Consider the following 19995-nt stretch of genomic DNA (forward strand, 5'->3'; position numbering starts at 1 on the left):
TTGGGGTCCCCTCTGTGCGTGCCGAGGAGCGCAGCTTCAGGCGGAAAAAGGGCCGCGCGTGTTTGAGCGAAGCGAGTTTGCGCGGACCCCGCCTGAAGCGAGCACCGCAGGTTGCCCGAAGCGAAGCGCAGGGACACGCACAGTGGGGTCGCCTTTCTTTTGCTTACTTTTCTTTGGCGAAACAAAGAAAAGTAAGTCGCCCGCCGGGGCGAGACCCGGCCCCCACCCTCAAAGCGCCCAGTCAAACCAACACCCACATCAACGTCCCCAACGGAGGCACAGAAACCACAACAGACTGCCCCTGCCCATGCCAAGCCAAGTCCTCGCTCCCCACAACCCCATTCCCCACCCCACTCCCCCCATACACAGCGTTATCGGTATTGATGATTTCCCGATAAGCCCCCGCCGCAGGCACCCCCAACCGATACCCATGCCTCACCACCGGCGTGAAGTTGCAAACAGCCACCACAAAACTCCCATCCCTCGCCCGCCGCACAAACGCAAACACCGACTGATCCACATCGTCATGACACAGCCACTCAAACCCGTGCGGCTCGCTGTCCATCTCGTGCAGCGCCGGGAAATGCCGATATACGTTGTTCAGATCCCTCACCAGTCGCCAAATCCCTTGATGGGAAGCCTGCTCGAGCAGATGCCAGTCCAGGCTCCGATCGGCGTCCCACTCGGCCCATTGCGCGAACTCCCCGCCCATGAAAAGCAGCTTCTTGCCCGGGTAGGCCCAGAGATACCCATACAGATTGCGCAGTCCCGCAAACTTCTGCCAGAGATCCCCCGGCATGCGCCCGATCATCGAGCCCTTGCCGTGCACCACTTCGTCATGCGACAGCGGAAGCACGAAGTTCTCGCTATGGGCATACATCAGCCCGAAGGTGATCTGTTGGTGGCGGTACTTGCGGAAGACGGGATCGACACCGGCATAGGCCAGCGTGTCGTTCATCCAGCCCATGTTCCACTTGTAGTGAAAGCCGAGGCCGCCGCTTTCGGGAGGACGCGTCACGCCAGGGAAGCTGGTCGATTCCTCGGCGATGGTCACGGTGCCCGGCCGTTCCACGCCCACCACGTGGTTCATGCGGCGCAAGAAGTCGATCGCCTCCAGGTTCTCGCGGCCCCCCTGCGCGTTGGGCACCCATTGGCCCGGCTCCCGGCTGTAGTCGCGGTAGAGCATCGACGCCACGGCATCGACGCGCAGGCCGTCCACGCCATAGCGCTCCAGCCAGTACAGCGCGTTGCCGACAAGGTAGTTGCGCACCTCCGTGCGTGCGTAGTTGAAGATGAGCGTCTGCCAGTCGTTGTGGAAGCCCTCGCGCGGATCGGCGTATTCGTAGAGCGCGGTGCCGTCGAAGCTGCCGAGGCCGTGCGAATCCGTCGGGAAATGCGCGGGCACCCAGTCGAGGATCACGCCGAGTCCCGCCGCATGCGCCGCTTCGACGAAGGCGCGGAAATCACCGGGTGTGCCGAAGCGCGAGGTCGGGGCGTAGAGGCCGATCGGTTGGTAACCCCAGGAACCATCGAAGGGATGCTCGCTGATCGGCAGGAGCTCGATGTGGGTGAAGCCCATGTCGCGCGCATAGGGCACCAGCGTGTCGGCCAGTTCGCGGTAGTCGAGCCATTCGTGACCGTTCTTGCGTCGCCATGAGCCCATGTGCACCTCGTAGATGCTGATGGGTGCGTTGCGAGCGTTGGCTTGGGCGCGCCCGGCCGGCACTTTGGCGGGCGGCGGCAGCGGCTGGACGACGCAGGCGGTGTCGGGCCGCAGCCGGGCGGAGAAGCCGAAGGGATCGGCCTTGCGCAGCACGTGGCCGTGGGCCGACAGGATCTCGAATTCGTAGCTGTCGCCGGGCGCGAGGTGCGGCGCGAAGATCTCCCACACGCCGCATTCGCGCCGCAGCCGCATCATGTGACGGCGGCCGTCCCATTGGTTGAAGTCGCCGACCACCGACACGCGGCGCGCGTTCGGCGCCCACACCGCGAAGGCGACGCCGCGCACGCCGTCTATCTCGCGCAGATGCGCACCGAGTTGCTCGAAGGGGCGCAGGTGCGTGCCTTCCGCCAGCAGCCAGACATCGGTTTCGCCCAGAACGGGCGGGAAGCGATAGGGGTCTTCGAGCAGCGAACTGTGCGTGCCCCAGTCGACGTGAAAGCGATAGCCGAGCCGGGCTTCCGATGCGGGAACGAGCCCGGCGAACAGATCGCCGTCGCCTTGCCGGCCCAACTCCGCCAGCGGCCAGCCTGACTCGGACTGCATGACCGTCACGGACTTTGCGCCGGGCAACAGGGCGCGAACCCGCAAGCCCTCGTCCGTCCGATGCGGGCCGAGCACGGCGAAAGGATCGCCGTGCTCGGCCCGCATCAGGGCACGGACTTCGGAATCAGGAAGCATGGAGCGGTTCTCCGAAGAAAACGCCGAAGGGCGGCAGCATGAGTGTGGTGCCTTCGACCCGTGCGCCGGCAAAGGGCGTGTCCGTCATTGGCTCGAGCGCTTGCGGCAAGGCCAGAGTGGTCGACTCAGCGGAGAGGTTGAACACCGCCTGGATGGCGGAATCGCCCAGACGCCGCTCGAACCACAGCAATGGTTCGGGCGCATCGAGGAACTGCATGCTGCCCGTTTGGAGCAATGGCTGCCGGCGCCGCCAGCGCAGCAGGGCGCGGCTGAAATGGAGCATCGACTCCGAATCGTTCGCCTGGCGATCGATGGCCAGCGCAATATGCTTGTCGGAAACTGGTAGCCACGGCGTGCCGCTCGTGAAACCGGCCTGATGCAAATCGGCAACCCACGGTATCGGTGTGCGAGCGCCGTCGCGGCCCTTGAATTCCGGCCAGAACGCACGCCCGTACGGATCCTGCAGCAACTCGAAGGGCACCTCGGCCTCGGGCAGGCCGAGTTCCTCGCCCTGGTAGACGCTCGCGCTGCCGCGAAGCGACAACAGCAGGGCGAGCCAGAGCCGGTCACGACGGGTGTCGTCCGGGCCGCCGGCATTCCAACGGGTGGCGACGCGCGGCACATCGTGATTCGACACGGCCCAGCAACCCCAACCGTTGGTTTTTGCCAGCGCGCGGTCGAGCGCCTCGACCTGCGTGCGCAAATGGCGCGCGCTGTGCTCGCTCGTGAGCAGGCTGAAGCTGTAGGCCAGATGCAGGCGCTTGCCATGTTCCGTGTACTGCGCCATCACGGGCGGCGCGTCCTCGTCGCCGACCTCGCCGAGCGCCACGGCGCCGTATTCGTCGAGAAGGGAACGCAGCCGTTCGAGAAAGCGCAGGTTTTCCGGCTGGCTCTTGTCGTACAAGTGCTGCTGCATCGCATAGGGGTTGTCGGCGCGCACCGTGCTCACTGCGCCGCCGTCCGCTGGCGGGTTGTCGCGCAATTGCGGATCGTGGAACTGGTGGTTGCAGGCATCGAAGCGGAAGCCGTCGACGCCGCGTTCGCACCAGAAGCGCACCTCGCCGAGCAGGGTGTCCTGCACGGCGGTGCAGTGAAAGTTGAGGTCGGGTTGTTCGGCCAGGAAGCTGTGCAAGTAGTACTGCCGCCGCCGCGAATCCCATTGCCACGCCGACCCGCCGAAAACCGACAGCCAGTTGTTGGGCGGCGTGCCGTCGGGCCGGGGATCGGCCCAGACATACCAGTCGGCCTGTGGGTTCTGGCGGCTTGCCCGGCTGGCGGCGAACCAGGCATGCTGGTCGGACGTGTGCGAAAGCACCTGGTCGATGATCACCTTGAGGCCCAGCGCGTGGGCGCGGGCGAGAAGTGCGTCGAAGTCCTCCAGCGTGCCGAACATCGGGTCGACCGCGCGGTAATCGGCGACGTCGTAGCCGAAATCCTTCATCGGCGACCGAAAAAAGGGCGAAACCCAGATCGCGTCCACGCCCAGCTCGGCCACATGGTCGAGCCGGGCAGTGATGCCCGGCAAGTCGCCAATGCCATCGCCGTTGCTGTCCATGAAGCTGCGCGGGTAGATCTGGTAGATCACCGCTCCGCGCCACCAGTCCTTGACCATGGGAAGCCTCTCGGGTTCGTAAATCATTGTGGCATGCGAGAAGTGGGCCATCTCAGTACCCGCGATAATCCGCCTTCCCCCGGCCGCCTGGCGCCGGGCCGTTGCCCAAGCCCAATGAACCCCAGCTACAAACCCAGTGACGTCGAGTCCGCAGCCCAGGCCTACTGGACGGCTGCCGACGCTTACCGCGTGACCGAGGACGCGCGCAAGAAGAAGTACTACGCCTGCTCGATGCTGCCCTACCCCAGCGGCAAGCTGCACATGGGCCACGTGCGCAACTACACCATCAACGACATGCTCACGCGCTACCTGCGCATGAGCGGCTACAACGTCCTGATGCCCATGGGCTGGGACGCCTTCGGGCTGCCGGCAGAGAACGCTGCGCTCAAGAACGGCGTTCCGCCGGCGCAGTGGACCTACGAGAACATCGGCTACATGAAGAGCCAGCTCCAGGCCATGGGCCTGGCGATCGACTGGAGCCGCGAGATCGCGACCTGCGATCCGAGCTACTACAAGTGGAACCAGTGGCTGTTCCTGAAGATGCTCGAAAAGGGCATCGCGTACCGCAAGACGCAGGTCGTCAACTGGGACCCGGTCGACCAGACCGTGCTGGCCAACGAGCAGGTGATCGACGGCAAGGGCTGGCGCACGGGCGCCACCGTCGAGCGGCGCGAAATCCCCGGCTACTACCTCAAGATCAGCGACTACGCCGAGGAACTGCTGGAGCACACCCAGCACAAGTTGCCGGGCTGGCCCGAGCGCGTCAAGCTGATGCAGGAGAACTGGATCGGAAAGAGCGAAGGCGTGCGCTTCGCCTTCATGCACAAGATCAAGGATGACAAGGGCAAGTTGATCCAGGGCGGCCGCATGTACGTCTTCACGACGCGCGCCGACACCATCATGGGCGTGACCTTCTGCGCCGTGGCGCCGGAGCATCCGCTCGCACTGCACGCCGCGAAGCACAACCCGAAGCTCGCCGCGTTCATCGAGGAATGCAAGGCCGGCGGCACCACCGAGGCCGAACTCGCCACCCAGGAAAAGAAGGGCGTGCCCACCGGCCTGACCGTGACGCACCCGATCACCGAGGAGCAGGTTCCACTCTGGGTCGGCAACTACGTGCTGATGAGCTACGGCGATGGCGCCGTGATGGGCGTGCCTGCGCATGACGAGCGTGACTTCGCGTTTGCGAACAAGTACGGCATCGAGATCATCCAGGTCGTGCTGGTCGACGACGAGCCGCACTTCGACTATCACCGCTGGCAGGACTGGTACGCCGACAAGCAGCGCGGCGTGACCATCAATTCGGACAACTTCAGCGGCATGTCGCACGTCGAGGCCGTCAAGGCCGTGGCGCATGCGCTCGAGCAGAAGGGCCTGGGTGCGATGCAGACCACCTGGCGCCTGCGCGACTGGGGCGTGAGCCGCCAGCGCTACTGGGGTACGCCGATCCCGATCATCCATTGCGAAGAGCATGGCGCCGTGCCGGTGCCGGCGCATGACCTCCCGGTCGTTTTGCCGACCGATTGCGTGCCCGACGGATCGGGGAACCCCCTCGCGAAGCACGAGGGCTTCCATGCGGGCGTCGTGTGTCCGGTGTGCGGCAAGGCCGCACGGCGCGAGACCGACACGATGGACACCTTCGTCGACAGCTCGTGGTACTTCATGCGCTACTGCGATCCGAAGAACGACGACGCCATGGTGGCCGAAGGCGCGAAGTACTGGATGCCGATGGACCAGTACATCGGCGGCATCGAGCACGCGATCCTGCACCTGCTCTATGCGCGCTTCTGGACCAAGGTGATGCGCGACCTCGGCCTCGTGAAGGTCGACGAGCCTTTCAGCAAGCTGCTCACGCAGGGCATGGTGCTCAACCACATCTTCTACACGCGCGGCGAGAAGGGCGGCAAGGAGTACTTCCCGCCCTCGGATGTGACGCCCGTGCTCGATGCGCAGGGCCGGATCACCGGCGGCACGCTGGCCGACGGAACGAAGCTGGAATACGGTGGCGTCGGCAAGATGGGCAAGACCGAGCGCAACGGCGTCGATCCGCAGGATCTGATCGAAAAATACGGCGCCGATACCGCGCGGCTCTACACCATGTTCACCGCGCCGCCCGAGGCGACGCTCGAATGGAACGATGCAGCGGTGGAAGGCAGCTACCGCTTCCTGCGCCGGGTCTGGAATTTCGGCGTGGCGCTTCAGGGGGCGACGTCCGGTGCAGGCGCCGCCACGCAAGCTCCCGTCTTCGGCAAGGACGCCAAGGCGCTGCGGCGCGAGGTGCACACGGTGCTGCGCCAGGTCGACTACGACTACCAGCGCATGCAATACAACACGGTGGTGTCGGGTGCGATGAAGCTGCTCAACGCGCTCGAAGGCTTCAAGCCCGAAGCCGCCGATGCGGGTGACCGCGCTGCCGTGCGCGAAGGCATGGGCATCCTGCTGCGGTGCCTCTATCCGGCGACGCCGCACATCGCGCACCAGCTCTGGCATGAACTGGGCTATGACAAGGACATGGGCGATCTGCTCGATGCGCCATGGCCCGTGGTCGACGTCGGTGCGCTCGAGCAGGACGAGATCGAGCTGATGCTGCAGATCAACGGCAAGCTGCGCGGCTCGCTGCGTGTTCCGGCGGCCGCGACGAAGCAGGAGATCGAGAAGCTCGCGCTCGCCAGCGAAGCCTTCATCAAGCACGCGGAAGGCGCTCAGGCCAAGCGGGTGATCGTGGTGGCGGGGCGGCTGGTCAACGTGGTGATATGAGGGGCATGAACGCCGCTCGGCCGCCCGAAGGCGTTCGCACCGCAGTGCGAAGCACGAAGGTTACCCAATACACACGCCGTGCGCTGCCGCGCCGCGGGTTTCTCGCCGCCGTTTCGGCTTCGCTCGTGCTGGCGGGCTGCGGCTTCGAGTTGCGCAAGGCGCCGAACTTCTCATTCAAGACCATCGCCGTGCCGGGCAACACTGCCTTTGCGAACTACGTGCGTCGCAATCTGCGTTCGGCGGGTACCGTCGAGGTGCTGCCGGCGGATCAGGTGAACAAGGCCGAGGCCGTGCTTGAGATCCTGGCCGAGAACCGCGAAAACATCGTGATCTCCACCAACGCGGCAGGCCAGGTGCGCGAAATGCAATTGCGCCTGACGGTGCGTTTCCGGTTGCGCGGGCAGGGCGGCAAGGAATTGCTGGCTCCGGCCGAGATCGCGCAGACGCGCGACATCACCTACAACGAAACCGTTGCGCTGGCGAAGGAAGCCGAAACCGAACTGCTGTTCCGCGACATGCAGACCGATATCGCCCAGCAGATTCTTCGACGCCTCGCTGCCGCAAAGCCAGTGGCGTGATGATGCTCTCCCCCAGGCCTGGATCGGTATGCAACTGACGGCGGCGCAGCTTTCGGGGCATCTCGCGAAGCGGGTCGCGCCGCTTTACGTCATTCATGGGGATGAGGCGCTTCTCGCGCAGGAAGCAGCGGATGCGATTCGCGTGGCGGCGCGGGCGCAGGGGTACACCGAACGCAGTGCTTACACGGTGGCAGGTGCGCATTTCGACTGGAGCGCGGTGCTCGCTGCCGGTGGTTCGCTGAGTCTTTTCGCCGATCGGCAGATCGTGGAGATCCGCATTCCGTCCGGCAAGCCGGGCAAGGACGGCAGCGTGGCGCTCCAGCAGATCGCGGACGCGGCACAGGGCAATGAGAGCACGCTCACGCTGGTGATGCTGCCGCGCCTGGACAAGGCGACGCGGACGGGCGCATGGTTCTCGGCGTTGGAGAACAATGGCGTCAGCCTGCAGATCGAGACCATCGAGCGCGCCGCGTTGCCGCCGTGGATCGCGCAACGCCTCGCGCAGCAGGGCCAGCGCGTGAAGAGCGGCGAAGAGGGCCAGCGTACGCTGCAATTCTTCGCCGATCGGGTGGAGGGCAATCTGCTTGCTGCACATCAGGAGATTCAGAAACTTGCGCTGCTGTACCCGGCAGGCGAACTGAGCTGGGAGCAGGTCGAGGGCGCAGTGAACAACGTCGCGCGCTACGACGTCTTCAAGTTGTCCGAGGCCGTGCTGGCGGGCAATCCGCAGCGTGTGGCTCGGATGCTCGACGGCTTGCAGGCCGAGGGCGAAGCCGAGGTGCTGGTTCACTACACGCTGGCCGAGGACATCCGTGCGCTGAAGCGTGTCAAAGATGCCATGTCCGCCGGCCGGCCGCTGCCCATGGCGCTGCGCGAAAACCGGATATGGGGACCGCGCGAGCGCGCCTTCGAGCGTGTCTTGCCACGGCTGGACGACCGCGCGCTGGCGCGCATGCTGCGCGCGGCGCATGTGGTCGATGGCATCGTCAAGGGCTTGAAGCAGCCAGACTGGCCGGCCGACGGATGGCAGGCGCTGCAGCGACTGGCGCTGATGCTTTGTCGGGCGTGCGCAAGTCCTGCTGCGGCTTCGCGGTGACAGATGCTCGGCGGCGCACAAAAATGGTGCGAACTCGCCCCTTCGTGACGATTGCCCTTTGGGGGCGCGGCACAATCCGGGAATGAATATGTTGAATGTCCCCGACTATGTGCGGGCTCTGGGTTCGCAGGCCAAGGAGGCCTCGACCCTGATGGCGCGCGCGGATGCCGCCACCAAGAACAAGGCTCTCAGGGCCTTGGCGCGCCGTTTGCGCGCCGCCGGCGACGTGCTGGCCGAGGCCAATGCCAAGGATCTTTCCCGCGCTGAAGGCGCCGGCCTCTCGGCGCCGATGGTGGATCGCCTCAAGCTGACGCCGAAGGTCATCGAGACCGTCGCCCTGGGTTGCGAGCAACTGGCGGCCATGCCCGACGTGATCGGCGAAGTCATCGGGATGAAGCAGCAGCCCAGCGGCATCCGTGTCGGCCAGATGCGCGTGCCCATCGGCGTGTTCGGCATGATCTACGAGAGCCGGCCGAACGTGACCATCGAGGCCGCAAGCCTGGCGATCAAGAGCGGCAACGCGGCGATCCTGCGCGGCGGTTCGGAGGCCATCGAATCGAACAAGGCGCTGGCCTTGCTCGTCGCCGAATCGCTCGCTGAAGCGGGCCTGCCGGCCGCCGCCGTCCAGCTCGTACAGACCACCGACCGCGAGGCTGTGGGCCAGCTGATTGCGATGCCCGAATTCGTCGACGTCATCATCCCGCGCGGCGGCAAGGGACTGATCGAGCGCATCAGCCGCGATGCCAAGGTGCCGGTGATCAAGCATCTGGACGGCAATTGCCACGTGTACGTGGACGACACAGCCGAACTCGACATGGCCTTGAAGATCGTCGACAACGCCAAGACGCAGAAGTACAGCCCCTGCAATGCCGCCGAGGGCCTGCTGGTGGCCGCGTCGATCGCCGAGACTTTCCTGCCGGAGATCGGCGCGATCTTCGCGGCCAAGGGCGTGGAAATGCGTTGCGATCCTGCCGCCGCGCGAATCCTGCGCGAAGGCCTGAACGCGCCCGGCAAGGCCGTGGTGGACGCCGTGGAGTCGGATTGGTCGGAGGAGTACCTCGCGGCGGTCATCAGCATCAAGGTCGTCGAGGGTGTGGACGAAGCGATTGCGCATGTCAACCGCTACTCGAGCCACCACACCGATGCAATCGTCACGCGCGACCACATGAACGCGCAGCGCTTCTTGCGCGAAGTTGACTCGGCCAGCGTGATGGTCAACGCGAGCACCCGGTTCGCCGATGGTTTCGAGTTCGGTCTGGGCGCCGAAATCGGCATCAGCACCGACAAGTTTCATGCGCGGGGCCCGGTTGGCATCGAAGGCCTGACTTCCTTGAAATACGTCGTACTCGGCCAAGGCGAAGTCAGGACCTGACCGCCCGGCCTCTTCTTGTGACTTGTCATTGGGGCGGCAGCCCCAAAATCTACAATTCCCTTTTGCCCCGATACAAATCCAAGAAGGCCGCCGCATGGTCCCCCACCTCGTCACCGCTCTGAACGGCCCGATCAACGAACTCGAGCAGCGCATTCTCGATTCCACGCCGGCCATCGAGCGCTGGTTCCGGCTCGAGTGGATGGAGCACACGCCGCCGTTCTACAGCTCGGTCGACATCCGGAACGCGGGCTTCAAGCTGGCGCCGGTCGACACCAATCTCTATCCTGGCGGCTGGAACAACCTGACGCAGGAGATGCTGCCGCTGGCCGTGCAGGCAGCGCAGGCCGCGATCGAGAAGATCTGTCCCGAGGCGCGCAACCTGCTCGTGATTCCCGAGAACCATTCGCGCAACACCTTCTACCTGGCGAACGTGGCGCAACTGGTGCGCATCTTCCACATGGCGGGACTCAACGTCCGGGTCGGATCGATCGATCCGGCGATCAAGTCGCCAAAGAAGATCGAACTGCCGAACGGCGAGACGGTGTGCCTGGAGCCTGTGGTCCGCAGCAAGCGGCGCCTCGGGCTCAAGCACTTCGATCCCTGCACGATCCTGCTCAACAACGATCTCGCGGCCGGCACGCCGGGCATCCTTGAGGACCTGCACGAGCAATACTTGCTGCCGCCGCTGCACGCCGGCTGGTCGGTGCGCCGCAAGAGCAATCACTTCCACAGCTACGAAGAGGTGTCCAAGCGCTTCGGCAAGCTGCTGGGCATCGACCCCTGGCTGATCAATCCGATGTTTGCCAAGGCCGGCGAGATCAGTCTCGCCACAGGCCAAGGAGTCGACGTGCTGACCAGCCACGCGGATGCCCTGCTGACCAAGATTCGCCGGAAGTACAAGGAATACGGCATCAACGAGAAGCCCTTCGTGATCGTCAAGTCCGACAACGGACAGGACGGCATGGGGGTCGTGACGGTGCGCGATGCCAAGGAAATCGAGGCGCTTGCCCGCAAGTCGCGCAGCAAGGCCGGCGCGTCCAAGGACGGGCAGGAGCCGAGCGAGGTGATCGTTCAGGAAGGCGTGCTCACCAATGAGCGCGTGCATGACGGTGTCGCCGAGCCCGTGGTCTACATGATGGACCGCTACGTGGTCGGCGGCTTCTATCGGGTGCACGCGGAACGCAGCCCCGACGAGACGCTCAAGCTGCCGGGTGCGAGCTTCGTGCCGCTGGCGTTTTCAGAGAGTGCGCACTTACCGCAGCCGGGCGCGAAACCCGGAGCGAGCGCGCCCAACCGCTTCTACATGTACGGCGTGATCGGGCGCCTGGCCATGGTGGCGGCCAGCTACGAACTCGAGGCTACCAACCCCGACGCCGAAATCTATGAATGATTTCGGACTACATCTTGCGGGCCCTCGCGGCGGCGGCAAAATAGCGACCCCATAGCAACGCAAAAACGAGGGCGGAGGCGATGCGGCGGCCAGGTAGGGCGGCCGACGCACCCGGGTGCATCACCCGGAACGCCCTTTGCATCGACTTCGTGTCCGCCCCTAAATCCTCCTCCCTTGCGTTGATCCTCGCGGCGATCGGCGTCGTCTATGGCGATATCGGCACGAGCGTTCTCTATGCGGTCAAGGAGGTGTTCGGCCACGGCCACGTCCCCTTCACGATCGAGAACGTCTACGGCATCCTGTCGATGTTCTTCTGGACCCTGACGGTGATCGTCTCGCTCAAGTACGTCGTCCTCGTGCTCCGCGCGGACAACGAGGGCGAAGGCGGGCTGGTCGCGATGCTCGCCCTGGCGTCGCAGGCGGTGGTCGACAAACCCCGGTTGCGGCATGTGCTGCTGGTGGTCGGCATTTTCGGCACCTCGCTTTTCTACGGCGACGGCGTCATTACGCCGGCCATCTCGGTGCTGTCGGCGGTCGAGGGCCTGGAGGTCGTCTCGCCGGAGTTCCGGCACTACGTCATTCCGATCACGCTGGTCGTGCTGTTCTGCCTGTTCGCCGTGCAGAAGCGCGGCACCGCGGGCATCGGGCGGTTTTTTGGACCGATCACACTGTTGTGGTTCGGGGCGATCGCGCTGCTCGGCGTGTCGCAGATCGTGACCCATCCCGAAATCCTGAAGGCGCTGAGCCCGTTCTATGCGCTGCGCTTCATGTGGGGCAACCCGCTCACCAGCTTCATCATCCTGGGTGCGACGGTGCTGTGCGTGACCGGCGCCGAGGCGCTCTACGCCGATCTCGGCCACTTCGGCAAGCGACCGATCCGCGTCGCCTGGTTCTCGGTGGTGATGCCCGCGCTCACGCTCAACTACTTCGGCCAGGGCGCGCTGCTGCTCGAGAACGCGGAGGCCGTGAAGAACCCGTTCTTCATGATGGCCCCTGAATGGGCGCTGCTGCCGCTGGTGTTTCTCGCCACCGCCGCCACGGTGATCGCGTCCCAGGCCCTCATCACCGGCGCCTTCAGCGTCACACGGCAGGTGATCCAGCTCGGCTACCTGCCGCGCCTGAACATCGAGCACACCAGCGTGCGCACCACCGGCCAGATCTACATGCCCTTCGTCAACTGGGGCTTGTTCGTCGCGATCGTGCTGGCGGTGCTGATGTTCCGCTCGTCGAGCAACCTGGCGGCTGCATACGGTATCGCCGTGACGACCGACATGCTGATCACGACGGTGCTGACCTTCTTCGTGATTCGTTATGCGTGGAAGTACCCGCTGATCCTTTGCATCGGCGCGACGGGCGCTTTCTTCGTGGTCGACTTCCTTTTCTTCGCATCGAACCTGCTCAAGCTGTTCGAGGGTGGCTGGTTCCCGCTCCTGATCGGCGGCTCGATCTTCATGCTGATGCTGACCTGGAAGGAAGGCCGGCGCCTCATGGGCGAAATGCAGTTGGCCGAGGCCATCGACCTGCGCAGCTTCCTGGATTCGGTGTTCGTCAGCCCGCCGGCGCGTGTCGACGGCACGGCGGTGTTCCTGACCGCTGAGCCGGGCGTGGTGCCGAATGCGCTTCTGCACAACCTCAAACACAACAAGGTGATGCACGACCAGAACCTCTTCGTCACGGTGCGCAACCACGAGGTGCCCTGGGTTCCCATGGACAAGCGCATCGAGATGGAGCCACTGGGGCATCACTGCTGGCAGGTCGTCGTCCACTACGGATTCAAGAACGACGTGGACCTGCCACGCGCGCTGGAACATGCCCGCCTGCGCGGCTGCCAGATCGAACCGATGGCGACCAGCTACTTCCTGTCGCGCGACGTGGTGATCCCCACGCTGGGCAGCGGCATGGCCCCGTGGCGTGAAAAGCTGTTTGCGCAAATGCACCACAGCGCGAGCGGCGCGGCGGACTTCCTGGGCCTGCCGAACAACGCCGTGGTCGAACTCGGATCGAAGATCGAGATCTAGCTGTGATCTAGCTCGCCCCCAGGTTGGCTCACTTCGTGTAGCCGCCCACCCCCTGCCGGGGGCAACACCAGCGGCCCGGCAAAGCCGGTTCCTCGGTGTTTCCCGAATGATTGCGACGGGCCGGCACAATCTGGACATGAGATTTTTCAAGGACCTGAGTCTTTCGGCCTTTACCGCGGGGTTTGTTGCGGTGCTTGTGGGGTTCACGAGTTCGGTGGCGATCGTGTTCCAGGCTGCACAGGCATTCGGGGCGACGCCCGAGATGATTTCCTCCTGGATGTGGGCGTTGGGCCTCGGCATGGGGCTGGCCTCGGCGCTGCCTTCGCTGTGGTGGCGGAAGCCGGTGATGATTGCCTGGAGCACGCCGGGTGCTGCGGTGCTGGCGGTGGCTGGCGCGGGCTATTCCATGAACGAAGCGGTGGGCGCGTTCATCGTTTGTGCGGTGTTGATGACGCTTGCCGGCGCGACTGGCTGGTTCGAGCGGGTGATGAACAAGATCCCGATGGCGCTCGCTTCTGCGCTGCTGGCCGGGGTGCTGGCCCGCTTTGGCTTGCAAGCCTTCCTGGCTGCCCAGACCGCATTGCCGCTGGTGCTCCTGATGCTTGGCACTTATCTGATCGGCAAGCGGATGCTGCCGCGCTACGCGGTTCCGCTCACGCTGCTCGTGGCGATTGCTTTCGTCGCCGCGCACGGCGAGCTCGCCTGGGGCGCGGTGCATTTCAGCTTGGCGATGCCGGTCTTCACGATGCCGGTCTTCAACTGGCAGGCCGTGGTCAGCCTGGCGCTGCCGCTGTTCGTGGTGACGATGTCGTCGCAGAATCTTCCCGGCGTTGCAGCGATTCGGGCGGCGCGCTATGAATTGCCGGTGTCCAAGCTCATCACGATCAGCGGGCTGACGACGCTGGTGCTGGCGCCTTTCGGTGCGTTCGCGCTCAATCTCAGCGCCATCACCGCTGCGATCTGCATGGGCCGTGAGGCGCATGAAGACCCGGCGCGCCGCTACACCGCGGCAGTGAGCTGCGGCGCGATCTATGTGGTGATCGGGTTGTTCGGCGCGGCCGTCACCGGCCTGCTGACTGCATTTCCGAAAGAACTCGTTGCCGCGATCGCCGGGCTGGCGCTCCTGGGCACCATCGGCGGCGGACTTGCCGCCGCGGTGCAGGACGAATCGCACCGCGAGGCCGCGCTGATCACCTTCCTCGTCACGCTCTCGGGCGTCACGCTCCTTGGCATCGGCTCCGCCTTCTGGGGCGTGGCGGCCGGCGCCGTCGCGCTGGGCATCCAGCAACTCGGGCGCAGACCCTTCGTCGGCAAGGACATCCCCACTGCCCGCAAGATCAAGTCCGACAACGCCGGAAAGACCTCCTGAAATGCACATCCTCTTCGTCGCCGACCCGCTCGCGCACTTCAAGATCTACAAGGACACGACCTTCTCGATGATGCGGGAGGCGCAACGGCGCGGCCACACCATCTCGGTTTGCGAACCCCGCGACATGAGTTGGCAACGCGGCCGACCGGTCACGGCCAGGATCCGTGCGATCACGCTGACCGGCTCGCCGGACGACTGGTTCCGCGAAGAGTCCGTCGAAGAGCGACCGCTGCGCGACTTCGACGTCGTGTTGATGCGCAAGGACCCGCCCTTCGACGCCGAGTACATCTACGCGACGCACCTGCTCGAACAGGCCGAGCGCGAGGGCGCGCGCGTGGTCAACAAGCCGCGATCATTGCGCGATCACCCGGAAAAGCTCGCGATCATGGAGTTCTCGGAATTCACCACGCCCACGCTGGTGACCCGCGACGCCGCCGCGGTGCGCGCCTTTCACGCCGAGCACCAGGACATCATCCTGAAGCCGCTCGACGGCATGGGCGGCATGGGCATCTTCCGCGTCAAGGGCGACGGGCTGAACCTCGGATCGATCGTCGAGACGCTCAACAAGGAGGGTGCCGAAACGATCATGGTGCAGCGCTTCGTGCCCGAAATCTCGCAAGGCGACAAGCGCGTGCTGGTGATTGGCGGGCAGGCAGTGCCCTACAGCCTCGCGCGCATTCCGCAGGGGACCGAGGTGCGCGGCAACCTGGCCGCCGGTGGCAAGGGCGTGGCGCAGCCGCTGACGGATCAGGATCGCCGGATCGCCGAAGCAATCGGACCGGTGCTGAGCGCCCGAGGGCTGCTGTTGATCGGTCTGGACGTGATCGGCGGCTCGCTGACCGAGATCAACGTGACCAGCCCCACGTGCTTCCAGGAGATCACCGAACAGACCGGCTTCGACGTGCCGGCCATGTTCATCGACGCGCTCGAAGCGGAGCTGAAGAAGGCGGCTTGACGGCGCCGGCGGGCTTGCCTGCCCTGCCCGGCTTTCGCCCTTTGCCGTGGCCGAGCTGCGCCTGGAGCAGGCGGGCGCGGCGTTTTCTTGCCCAGATGACGATGCCGGTGACCGACAGCATCGCCACCATCACGCCCATGAACGACATCAGGATGCGCCCCGGCAGGCCGAGGATGCGTCCTGAATGCAAGGGAAACTGCAGCTGCACGAACACGTCGGCCGCGGTTCCTTCCCACGGACGGTTCTGGCTCAGCACGCGTCCGTCCTGCGCGTCGATGTAGAGATTGCTCAGCCCCATACCGCCTTCGCCGTGGTCGTTGTCGGCCTGGAAGAACGAGACGTTGTAGAAGCCGCTGCGCTTCTCGTAGTAGATGCCGCCGAGCGGTGTCGTCCACCCGCGTGCCCGTGCCTCCGCATCGGCGATGCGCACCACCTCGGCGAAGCCGAGCTTCGGCGTCACTTCCTGCCCGAGCGGCACCATCGCGCGTGTCTCGTACGGGCCGGGCGTGGTCTTGGAGACCAGCGAGAGCACGGGGTAGAAGACCTCGCGATAGAGGTTGAGGGAAAACGACGTGAAGGCGATCACGATGATCGCCAGCCAGACCCACAGGCCGCCGGCGCGGTGCAGGTCGAAGTTGAGCTTGTAGCCGCCGGCACGCCAGCGCATCAACCACGAGGGCTTCCATCGCGCCCGCCACGTCGCGGCGTCTCGATGGTGCGGTGCGCGGGAGCCGGCCGGAACGCGCAGGCGGCGCGGCATGGTGAGGTATAGCGCTACGAAGCTGTCGAGCAACCACACCAGAGCGACGGTGCCCATGATCCAGTAGCCGATGCGGTCCGTGCCCCACATCGCTGGTATATGCAGGCTGTAGTGCACGGTGCGGAGGAAGGGCATCAGGTTTTCGCGCGACAACGAGACAGCGTGCGTGTCGCGCCGACCCTTGATCTCGCCCGTCACCGGATCGACGTGGACCTTGTCGTAGCCGAGGACGTAAGGCTGGCCCGTGGCGGGGTCGATGCGCGGCTCGACGAAGTAGCCCGCGGTGTGGCCTTTCTCGAAGCCGAGCGAGATGTAGGTCACCTTGGCGCGCGGGTCCGAGGCTTCCACCGCGGCAGCGAGTGCCATCGGATCGCGGAACGGACCCTGGCTGTCGGTCAGGTAGAGATCGCTGTTGAGCCACTCGTCGAGCTCATGATCCCAGGAGGTGACCGCGCCGGTGAGGCCGGCGACGATCAGGAACAGCGCGACCGCGAGACCCAGCCAGCGATGGACCACCGTCCAGATTGCGCGCATGGCTGTGCTCCCTCCCTGATCAGAACTCGACGGAAGCGGTCAGGCTGAAGGTGCGTGGGTTGCCGAGTACCAGGTAGCCCGCGCCCGGATAGCCCCCGACCGAGGCCCAGTAGTCGCGATTGGCCACGTTGTTCACGCGCGCACGCACCGTCACCAGCTTGCCGGCCACGTCGGTGACGTAGCGCGCGCCGATGTCCAGGCGTCCCCAGCCGTGCACGCGCAGGGTGTTCAGGTCGTCCGCGTAGCTGGCGCCAGTTGCGATGACACGGCCGTCGAGCGTGAGACCCGGCACGCCCGGCACGTCCCATTCCAGCCCGATGGTGCCCTGCTGGTCCGGCACGCCGATGACCTTGTTGCCGTTCGTCGCGGGGTTGCCGGTGTCTCGCTGCACGGCGTCTAGGAAGGTCACTCCGCCCAGGACCCGGAAGCCCTTGATCGGCTCGCCGAAGACCGTGAGTTCGAGACCTTGGTGGCGATCCTGGCCCTCGGCCACGAACAGCCCTGCCGCATTGCGCAAGGCGCGCGGCTTCTCGATCGAGAACAGCGCAGCGGTGGCGCCGAGCCCTCCGGCTTCGTACTTGACGCCGATTTCCTGCTGCTTGGCGACGTAGGGATCCAGCGTCTGGCCCACGTTGACCACCGGAAGTCCGCCGACTTGCGCCGGCGCCGTTTCGCCCGGCGAGAGGTTTTCGACGTAGTTCGCGTACGCGGACAGTTCCTTGCTGAACTTGAAGACGACGCCTGCGGCAGGGCTGGTATGGCTCTCGTCGTTGCCGCCTGCGGGCGCGCCCGTGTCATAGGCGAAGTTGTCGATGTTGAGGGTCTGGCGACGCGCTCCCAGCGTGAACAGCAGTGTGTCGTCCAAGAAGGACATGGTGTCGCCGAGGACGTAGCTCGTCAGGCGCTTTTCCTGCGTGAGCGCCGGGGAGGCCAGGTTGTTGCCGCCAAGCGCGAAGGGCCCGAACGCAGGCAGCGGTGAATAGACGGGGTCGTAGAGGTTCGTCGCCTGGGTGTTGAGGAAGTCGAAGCGATAGGCGTTCTTGCGCTCGGAATTGAAGTAGTCATAGGACGCGACCAGCGTGTGCTTGACCGGGCCCGTCCTGACGGTGCCGCGAATGCCGACCTGGGCCGCCTTCACGTCTTCCTCCGCCGTGTTGTCGAAGCGGTATGTGGTGCCCGCGCCCGTGAAAGCGTTGTCCACCGTGAGGTTGGCGAGCGAATTCGCTTCGCTGCCGTTGCGCGCGCCGGCGGCGAACCAGCCGGTGACGTTGTCGCTGAAGTCATACTCGCCCCGCAGGGTGCCGAAGGTGTCGCGTTCGTTCGAATAGGTCCACGGCTGCGCCCAATTGGTGGTGGCATCCGGCGGCGACGGCACGCGGGTGACGCCGCTCGCCAATGTGACGTTGGTGCGTGTCTGCGTCAGGCGGTGGTCCTGATAGCCGACGTCGGCGGAAAGGCGCGCATTGCGGCTGCGCCAGTCGAGGCCAACAGATGCGACGTCGAGGTTCACGCCTTCGTAGTCGACACCCGTGCCGCCTTCGCGATGGGCCGCGTTGACGCGGATCCCCACACTGTCGTCCGGTCCGAAGCGGCGCGCGATGTCGGCTGCACCATAGAGTTCGGAGCCAGTGGCACCGCCCAGCGTGATTTGCGTGAGAGGCTCGTTGCCGGCGCGCTTGGGTGACAGGTTGACTGAGCCGCCGATGCCATCGCCGCCAGGTGCCGCGCCGTTCAGGAAAGCGCTGGGGCCGCGCAGCACTTCCACGCGCTCGAAGAGTTCGGACGAGATGTATTGGCGCGGCAGCAGGCTGTAGATCCCGTTGTACGCGATGCTGTCGGAGCCCAGGAGGAAGCCGCGGATGAAATACGTTTCCTGGAAGTTGCCGAAACCGCGTGCGACGCGGACGGACGGGTCGTTCAGAAGCACGTCGCCCACGCTGCGGGCTTGCTGGTTCTGGATGAGTTCGTTGGTGTAGCTCGTCGCGCTGAAGGGCGAATCCATGTTGTCGAGCGTGCCCAGGATGCCGAAACGCCCGCCGCGGGCGACCTGCCCGCCCGCGAAAGGCTTGGTCAGGCCGGCTGCCGCGTCTGCGCTGGCTTCGACCGTCACGGTGGCCAAGTTTCCGCCCGATTCGGCTGGCGATGCGGGTGCTGTTTGCGCCGTCGCGATCAGTGTCTGGAGCGCGAGGGTGGTGGCAAGGGCGACGGGACGGAGCGGAAACCGGACTGAAGACATTGGGCTCTTGGGGATGCGTAAATGAGAATGATTATTATCTCCGTTGGCTTGCCAACGAAGGTTCTCGTGCGCATGAAAAGAGCCGGCGTCGTTGTTTTCAGGTCAAACAGAGCCTCGGCCGCACCGTCCCGGTGCGCAGGCGTCAGCCCTTGCGGCGTCCGTCCACGAACACCGCCAACTCCTGCGGCGCGAAGGCCGTCCAGGTTTCGTTGGTCGTCAGCGGGGCCGTCACGACGACCGCGACGCGATCGTTCGGGGTGGTGTGCTGCGCGAAATCAATGCTGAGATCCTCATCGGACAATTCGGCCGTGAGGAAAGGATGCTTGCGCTCGACATACCAGAGATGCGTCGACGCGTGCGCCCACAGCGCCTGCCCGTTCGACAGCATGAAATTGAAGGTCCCATGGGTCGCGAGTCGCGGCGCGAGTTCGCGAAGTGTGAGCGTGAGTTCGTCAATGCTCGGAACGTCGGCATGGGACTTGGCGAGCTCTTGCATGATCCAGCAGAAGGCGTGCTCGCTGTCGGTGCTGCCGACGGGATGGAAGCTGCCGTGCAGGCGCGGTCTGAAATCCTTCAGGTCGCCGTTGTGGGCGAAAACCCAATAGCGGCCCCAGAGCTCCCGCACGAAGGGGTGGCAGTTCTGCAGGTTCACCGCGCCCTGCGTGGCCTTGCGGATGTGGGCGATGACATTGCGGCTCTTGATGGGATAGCGCCGGATCAATTCGGCCACCGGCGATTCGCAAGCCGGCTGATGGTCGACGAAGTGCCGCAGTCCCCGATCCTCGAAAAAGGCGATACCCCAGCCGTCCGCATGGTGGTCGGTGCGCCCGCCGCGCTGCGCGAAGCCCGTGAAGCTGAAGGTCACGTCGGTCGGCGTGTTGCAGTTCATTCCCAGGAGCTGGCACATCTTGCAAGCT

The 19995-nt window shown here is 65.2% G+C and carries 13 protein-coding genes; 8 read left to right on the forward strand and 5 right to left on the reverse strand.

What is annotated here, in order from left to right; all coding sequences use genetic code 11:
• Nucleotides 1-241: 241 nt before the first annotated feature.
• Together glgB and AC1DHL_RS22105 are read right to left on the reverse strand one after the other, a co-directional pair.
• On the reverse strand, nucleotides 242-2401 hold the full coding sequence (glgB, locus tag AC1DHL_RS22100; protein WP_478163370.1) for a 1,4-alpha-glucan branching protein GlgB: 2160 nt from the start codon (nucleotides 2399-2401) through the stop codon (nucleotides 242-244).
• A complete protein-coding gene (locus tag AC1DHL_RS22105) occupies nucleotides 2391-4013 on the reverse strand; it encodes an alpha-glucosidase (protein WP_478163371.1) in 1623 nt (540 codons plus the stop codon). The genes glgB and AC1DHL_RS22105 overlap by 11 nt, the downstream gene beginning before the upstream one ends.
• A 114-nt stretch (nucleotides 4014-4127) precedes the next feature.
• Between AC1DHL_RS22105 and leuS the strand changes: the two genes are divergently transcribed.
• From leuS to gshB, 8 genes are all read left to right on the forward strand, one after another.
• Entirely contained in the window at nucleotides 4128-6770 is a 2643-nt protein-coding gene (gene leuS, locus AC1DHL_RS22110; RefSeq protein WP_478163372.1) for a leucine--tRNA ligase, read from the forward strand.
• 5 nt (nucleotides 6771-6775) lie between these two features.
• Nucleotides 6776-7348: an LPS-assembly lipoprotein LptE gene (locus tag AC1DHL_RS22115; RefSeq protein WP_478101803.1), complete on the forward strand. Its 573-nt coding sequence runs from the start codon at nucleotides 6776-6778 to the stop codon at nucleotides 7346-7348.
• A gap of 28 nt (nucleotides 7349-7376) precedes the next feature.
• The gene (gene holA, locus AC1DHL_RS22120; RefSeq protein WP_478163373.1) at nucleotides 7377-8444 is read left to right on the forward strand and encodes a DNA polymerase III subunit delta; all 1068 of its coding nucleotides are present in this window, start codon (nucleotides 7377-7379) and stop codon (nucleotides 8442-8444) included.
• Between the two features lie 82 nt (nucleotides 8445-8526).
• Entirely contained in the window at nucleotides 8527-9816 is a 1290-nt protein-coding gene (locus tag AC1DHL_RS22125) for a glutamate-5-semialdehyde dehydrogenase (RefSeq protein ID WP_478101807.1), read from the forward strand.
• Nucleotides 9817-9910: 94 nt separating this feature from the next.
• Nucleotides 9911-11206, forward strand: coding sequence for a glutamate--cysteine ligase (gene gshA, locus AC1DHL_RS22130; protein ID WP_478101808.1), 1296 nt, complete (start codon nucleotides 9911-9913; stop codon nucleotides 11204-11206).
• Between the two features lie 149 nt (nucleotides 11207-11355).
• Nucleotides 11356-13224 (forward strand): potassium transporter Kup, encoded by a 1869-nt coding sequence (locus AC1DHL_RS22135; protein ID WP_478163374.1) that lies wholly within the window; start codon nucleotides 11356-11358, stop codon nucleotides 13222-13224.
• 106 nt (nucleotides 13225-13330) lie between these two features.
• A complete protein-coding gene (locus AC1DHL_RS22140) occupies nucleotides 13331-14593 on the forward strand; it encodes a benzoate/H(+) symporter BenE family transporter (RefSeq protein ID WP_478163375.1) in 1263 nt (420 codons plus the stop codon).
• Nucleotide 14594: 1 nt separating this feature from the next.
• Nucleotides 14595-15548, forward strand: coding sequence for a glutathione synthase (gene gshB, locus AC1DHL_RS22145; protein ID WP_478163376.1), 954 nt, complete (start codon nucleotides 14595-14597; stop codon nucleotides 15546-15548).
• Here the strand turns inward: gshB and AC1DHL_RS22150 are convergent.
• The 3 genes from AC1DHL_RS22150 to AC1DHL_RS22160 all read right to left on the reverse strand — a co-directional run bounded on the left by AC1DHL_RS22150 (nucleotide 15508) and on the right by AC1DHL_RS22160 (nucleotide 19985).
• Nucleotides 15508-16842 (reverse strand): PepSY-associated TM helix domain-containing protein, encoded by a 1335-nt coding sequence (locus AC1DHL_RS22150; protein ID WP_478163377.1) that lies wholly within the window; start codon nucleotides 16840-16842, stop codon nucleotides 15508-15510. The two genes, gshB and AC1DHL_RS22150, sit on opposite strands and share 41 nt — an antisense overlap.
• Nucleotides 16843-16861: 19 nt before the next feature.
• The gene (locus tag AC1DHL_RS22155) at nucleotides 16862-19078 is read right to left on the reverse strand and encodes a TonB-dependent receptor (protein WP_478163378.1); all 2217 of its coding nucleotides are present in this window, start codon (nucleotides 19076-19078) and stop codon (nucleotides 16862-16864) included.
• Nucleotides 19079-19220: 142 nt separating this feature from the next.
• Nucleotides 19221-19985 carry a class II glutamine amidotransferase gene (locus tag AC1DHL_RS22160; RefSeq protein WP_478101818.1) on the reverse strand — a complete coding sequence of 255 codons (765 nt, stop codon included), beginning with the start codon at nucleotides 19983-19985 and terminating at the stop codon, nucleotides 19221-19223.
• Nucleotides 19986-19995: the final 10 nt, after the last annotated feature.

This window comes from Variovorax sp. 10L426, assembly GCF_056395305.1.

What these genes read in the sequence shown, in the direction of transcription:
- AC1DHL_RS22140 (WP_478163375.1), top strand. Translation starts at nt 13,331, where the DNA reads ATGATTGCGACGGGCCGGCACAATCTGGACATGAGATTTTTCAAGGAC.
- AC1DHL_RS22155 (WP_478163378.1), bottom strand. Translation starts at nt 19,078, where the DNA reads ATGTCTTCAGTCCGGTTTCCGCTCCGTCCCGTCGCCCTTGCCACCACC.
- AC1DHL_RS22160 (WP_478101818.1), bottom strand. Translation starts at nt 19,985, where the DNA reads ATGTGCCAGCTCCTGGGAATGAACTGCAACACGCCGACCGACGTGACC.
- leuS (WP_478163372.1), top strand. Translation starts at nt 4,128, where the DNA reads ATGAACCCCAGCTACAAACCCAGTGACGTCGAGTCCGCAGCCCAGGCC.
- gshA (WP_478101808.1), top strand. Translation starts at nt 9,911, where the DNA reads ATGGTCCCCCACCTCGTCACCGCTCTGAACGGCCCGATCAACGAACTC.
- AC1DHL_RS22105 (WP_478163371.1), bottom strand. Translation starts at nt 4,013, where the DNA reads ATGGTCAAGGACTGGTGGCGCGGAGCGGTGATCTACCAGATCTACCCG.
- AC1DHL_RS22150 (WP_478163377.1), bottom strand. Translation starts at nt 16,842, where the DNA reads ATGCGCGCAATCTGGACGGTGGTCCATCGCTGGCTGGGTCTCGCGGTC.
- AC1DHL_RS22125 (WP_478101807.1), top strand. Translation starts at nt 8,527, where the DNA reads ATGAATATGTTGAATGTCCCCGACTATGTGCGGGCTCTGGGTTCGCAG.
- glgB (WP_478163370.1), bottom strand. Translation starts at nt 2,401, where the DNA reads ATGCTTCCTGATTCCGAAGTCCGTGCCCTGATGCGGGCCGAGCACGGC.
- AC1DHL_RS22115 (WP_478101803.1), top strand. Translation starts at nt 6,776, where the DNA reads ATGAACGCCGCTCGGCCGCCCGAAGGCGTTCGCACCGCAGTGCGAAGC.
- holA (WP_478163373.1), top strand. Translation starts at nt 7,377, where the DNA reads ATGCAACTGACGGCGGCGCAGCTTTCGGGGCATCTCGCGAAGCGGGTC.
- gshB (WP_478163376.1), top strand. Translation starts at nt 14,595, where the DNA reads ATGCACATCCTCTTCGTCGCCGACCCGCTCGCGCACTTCAAGATCTAC.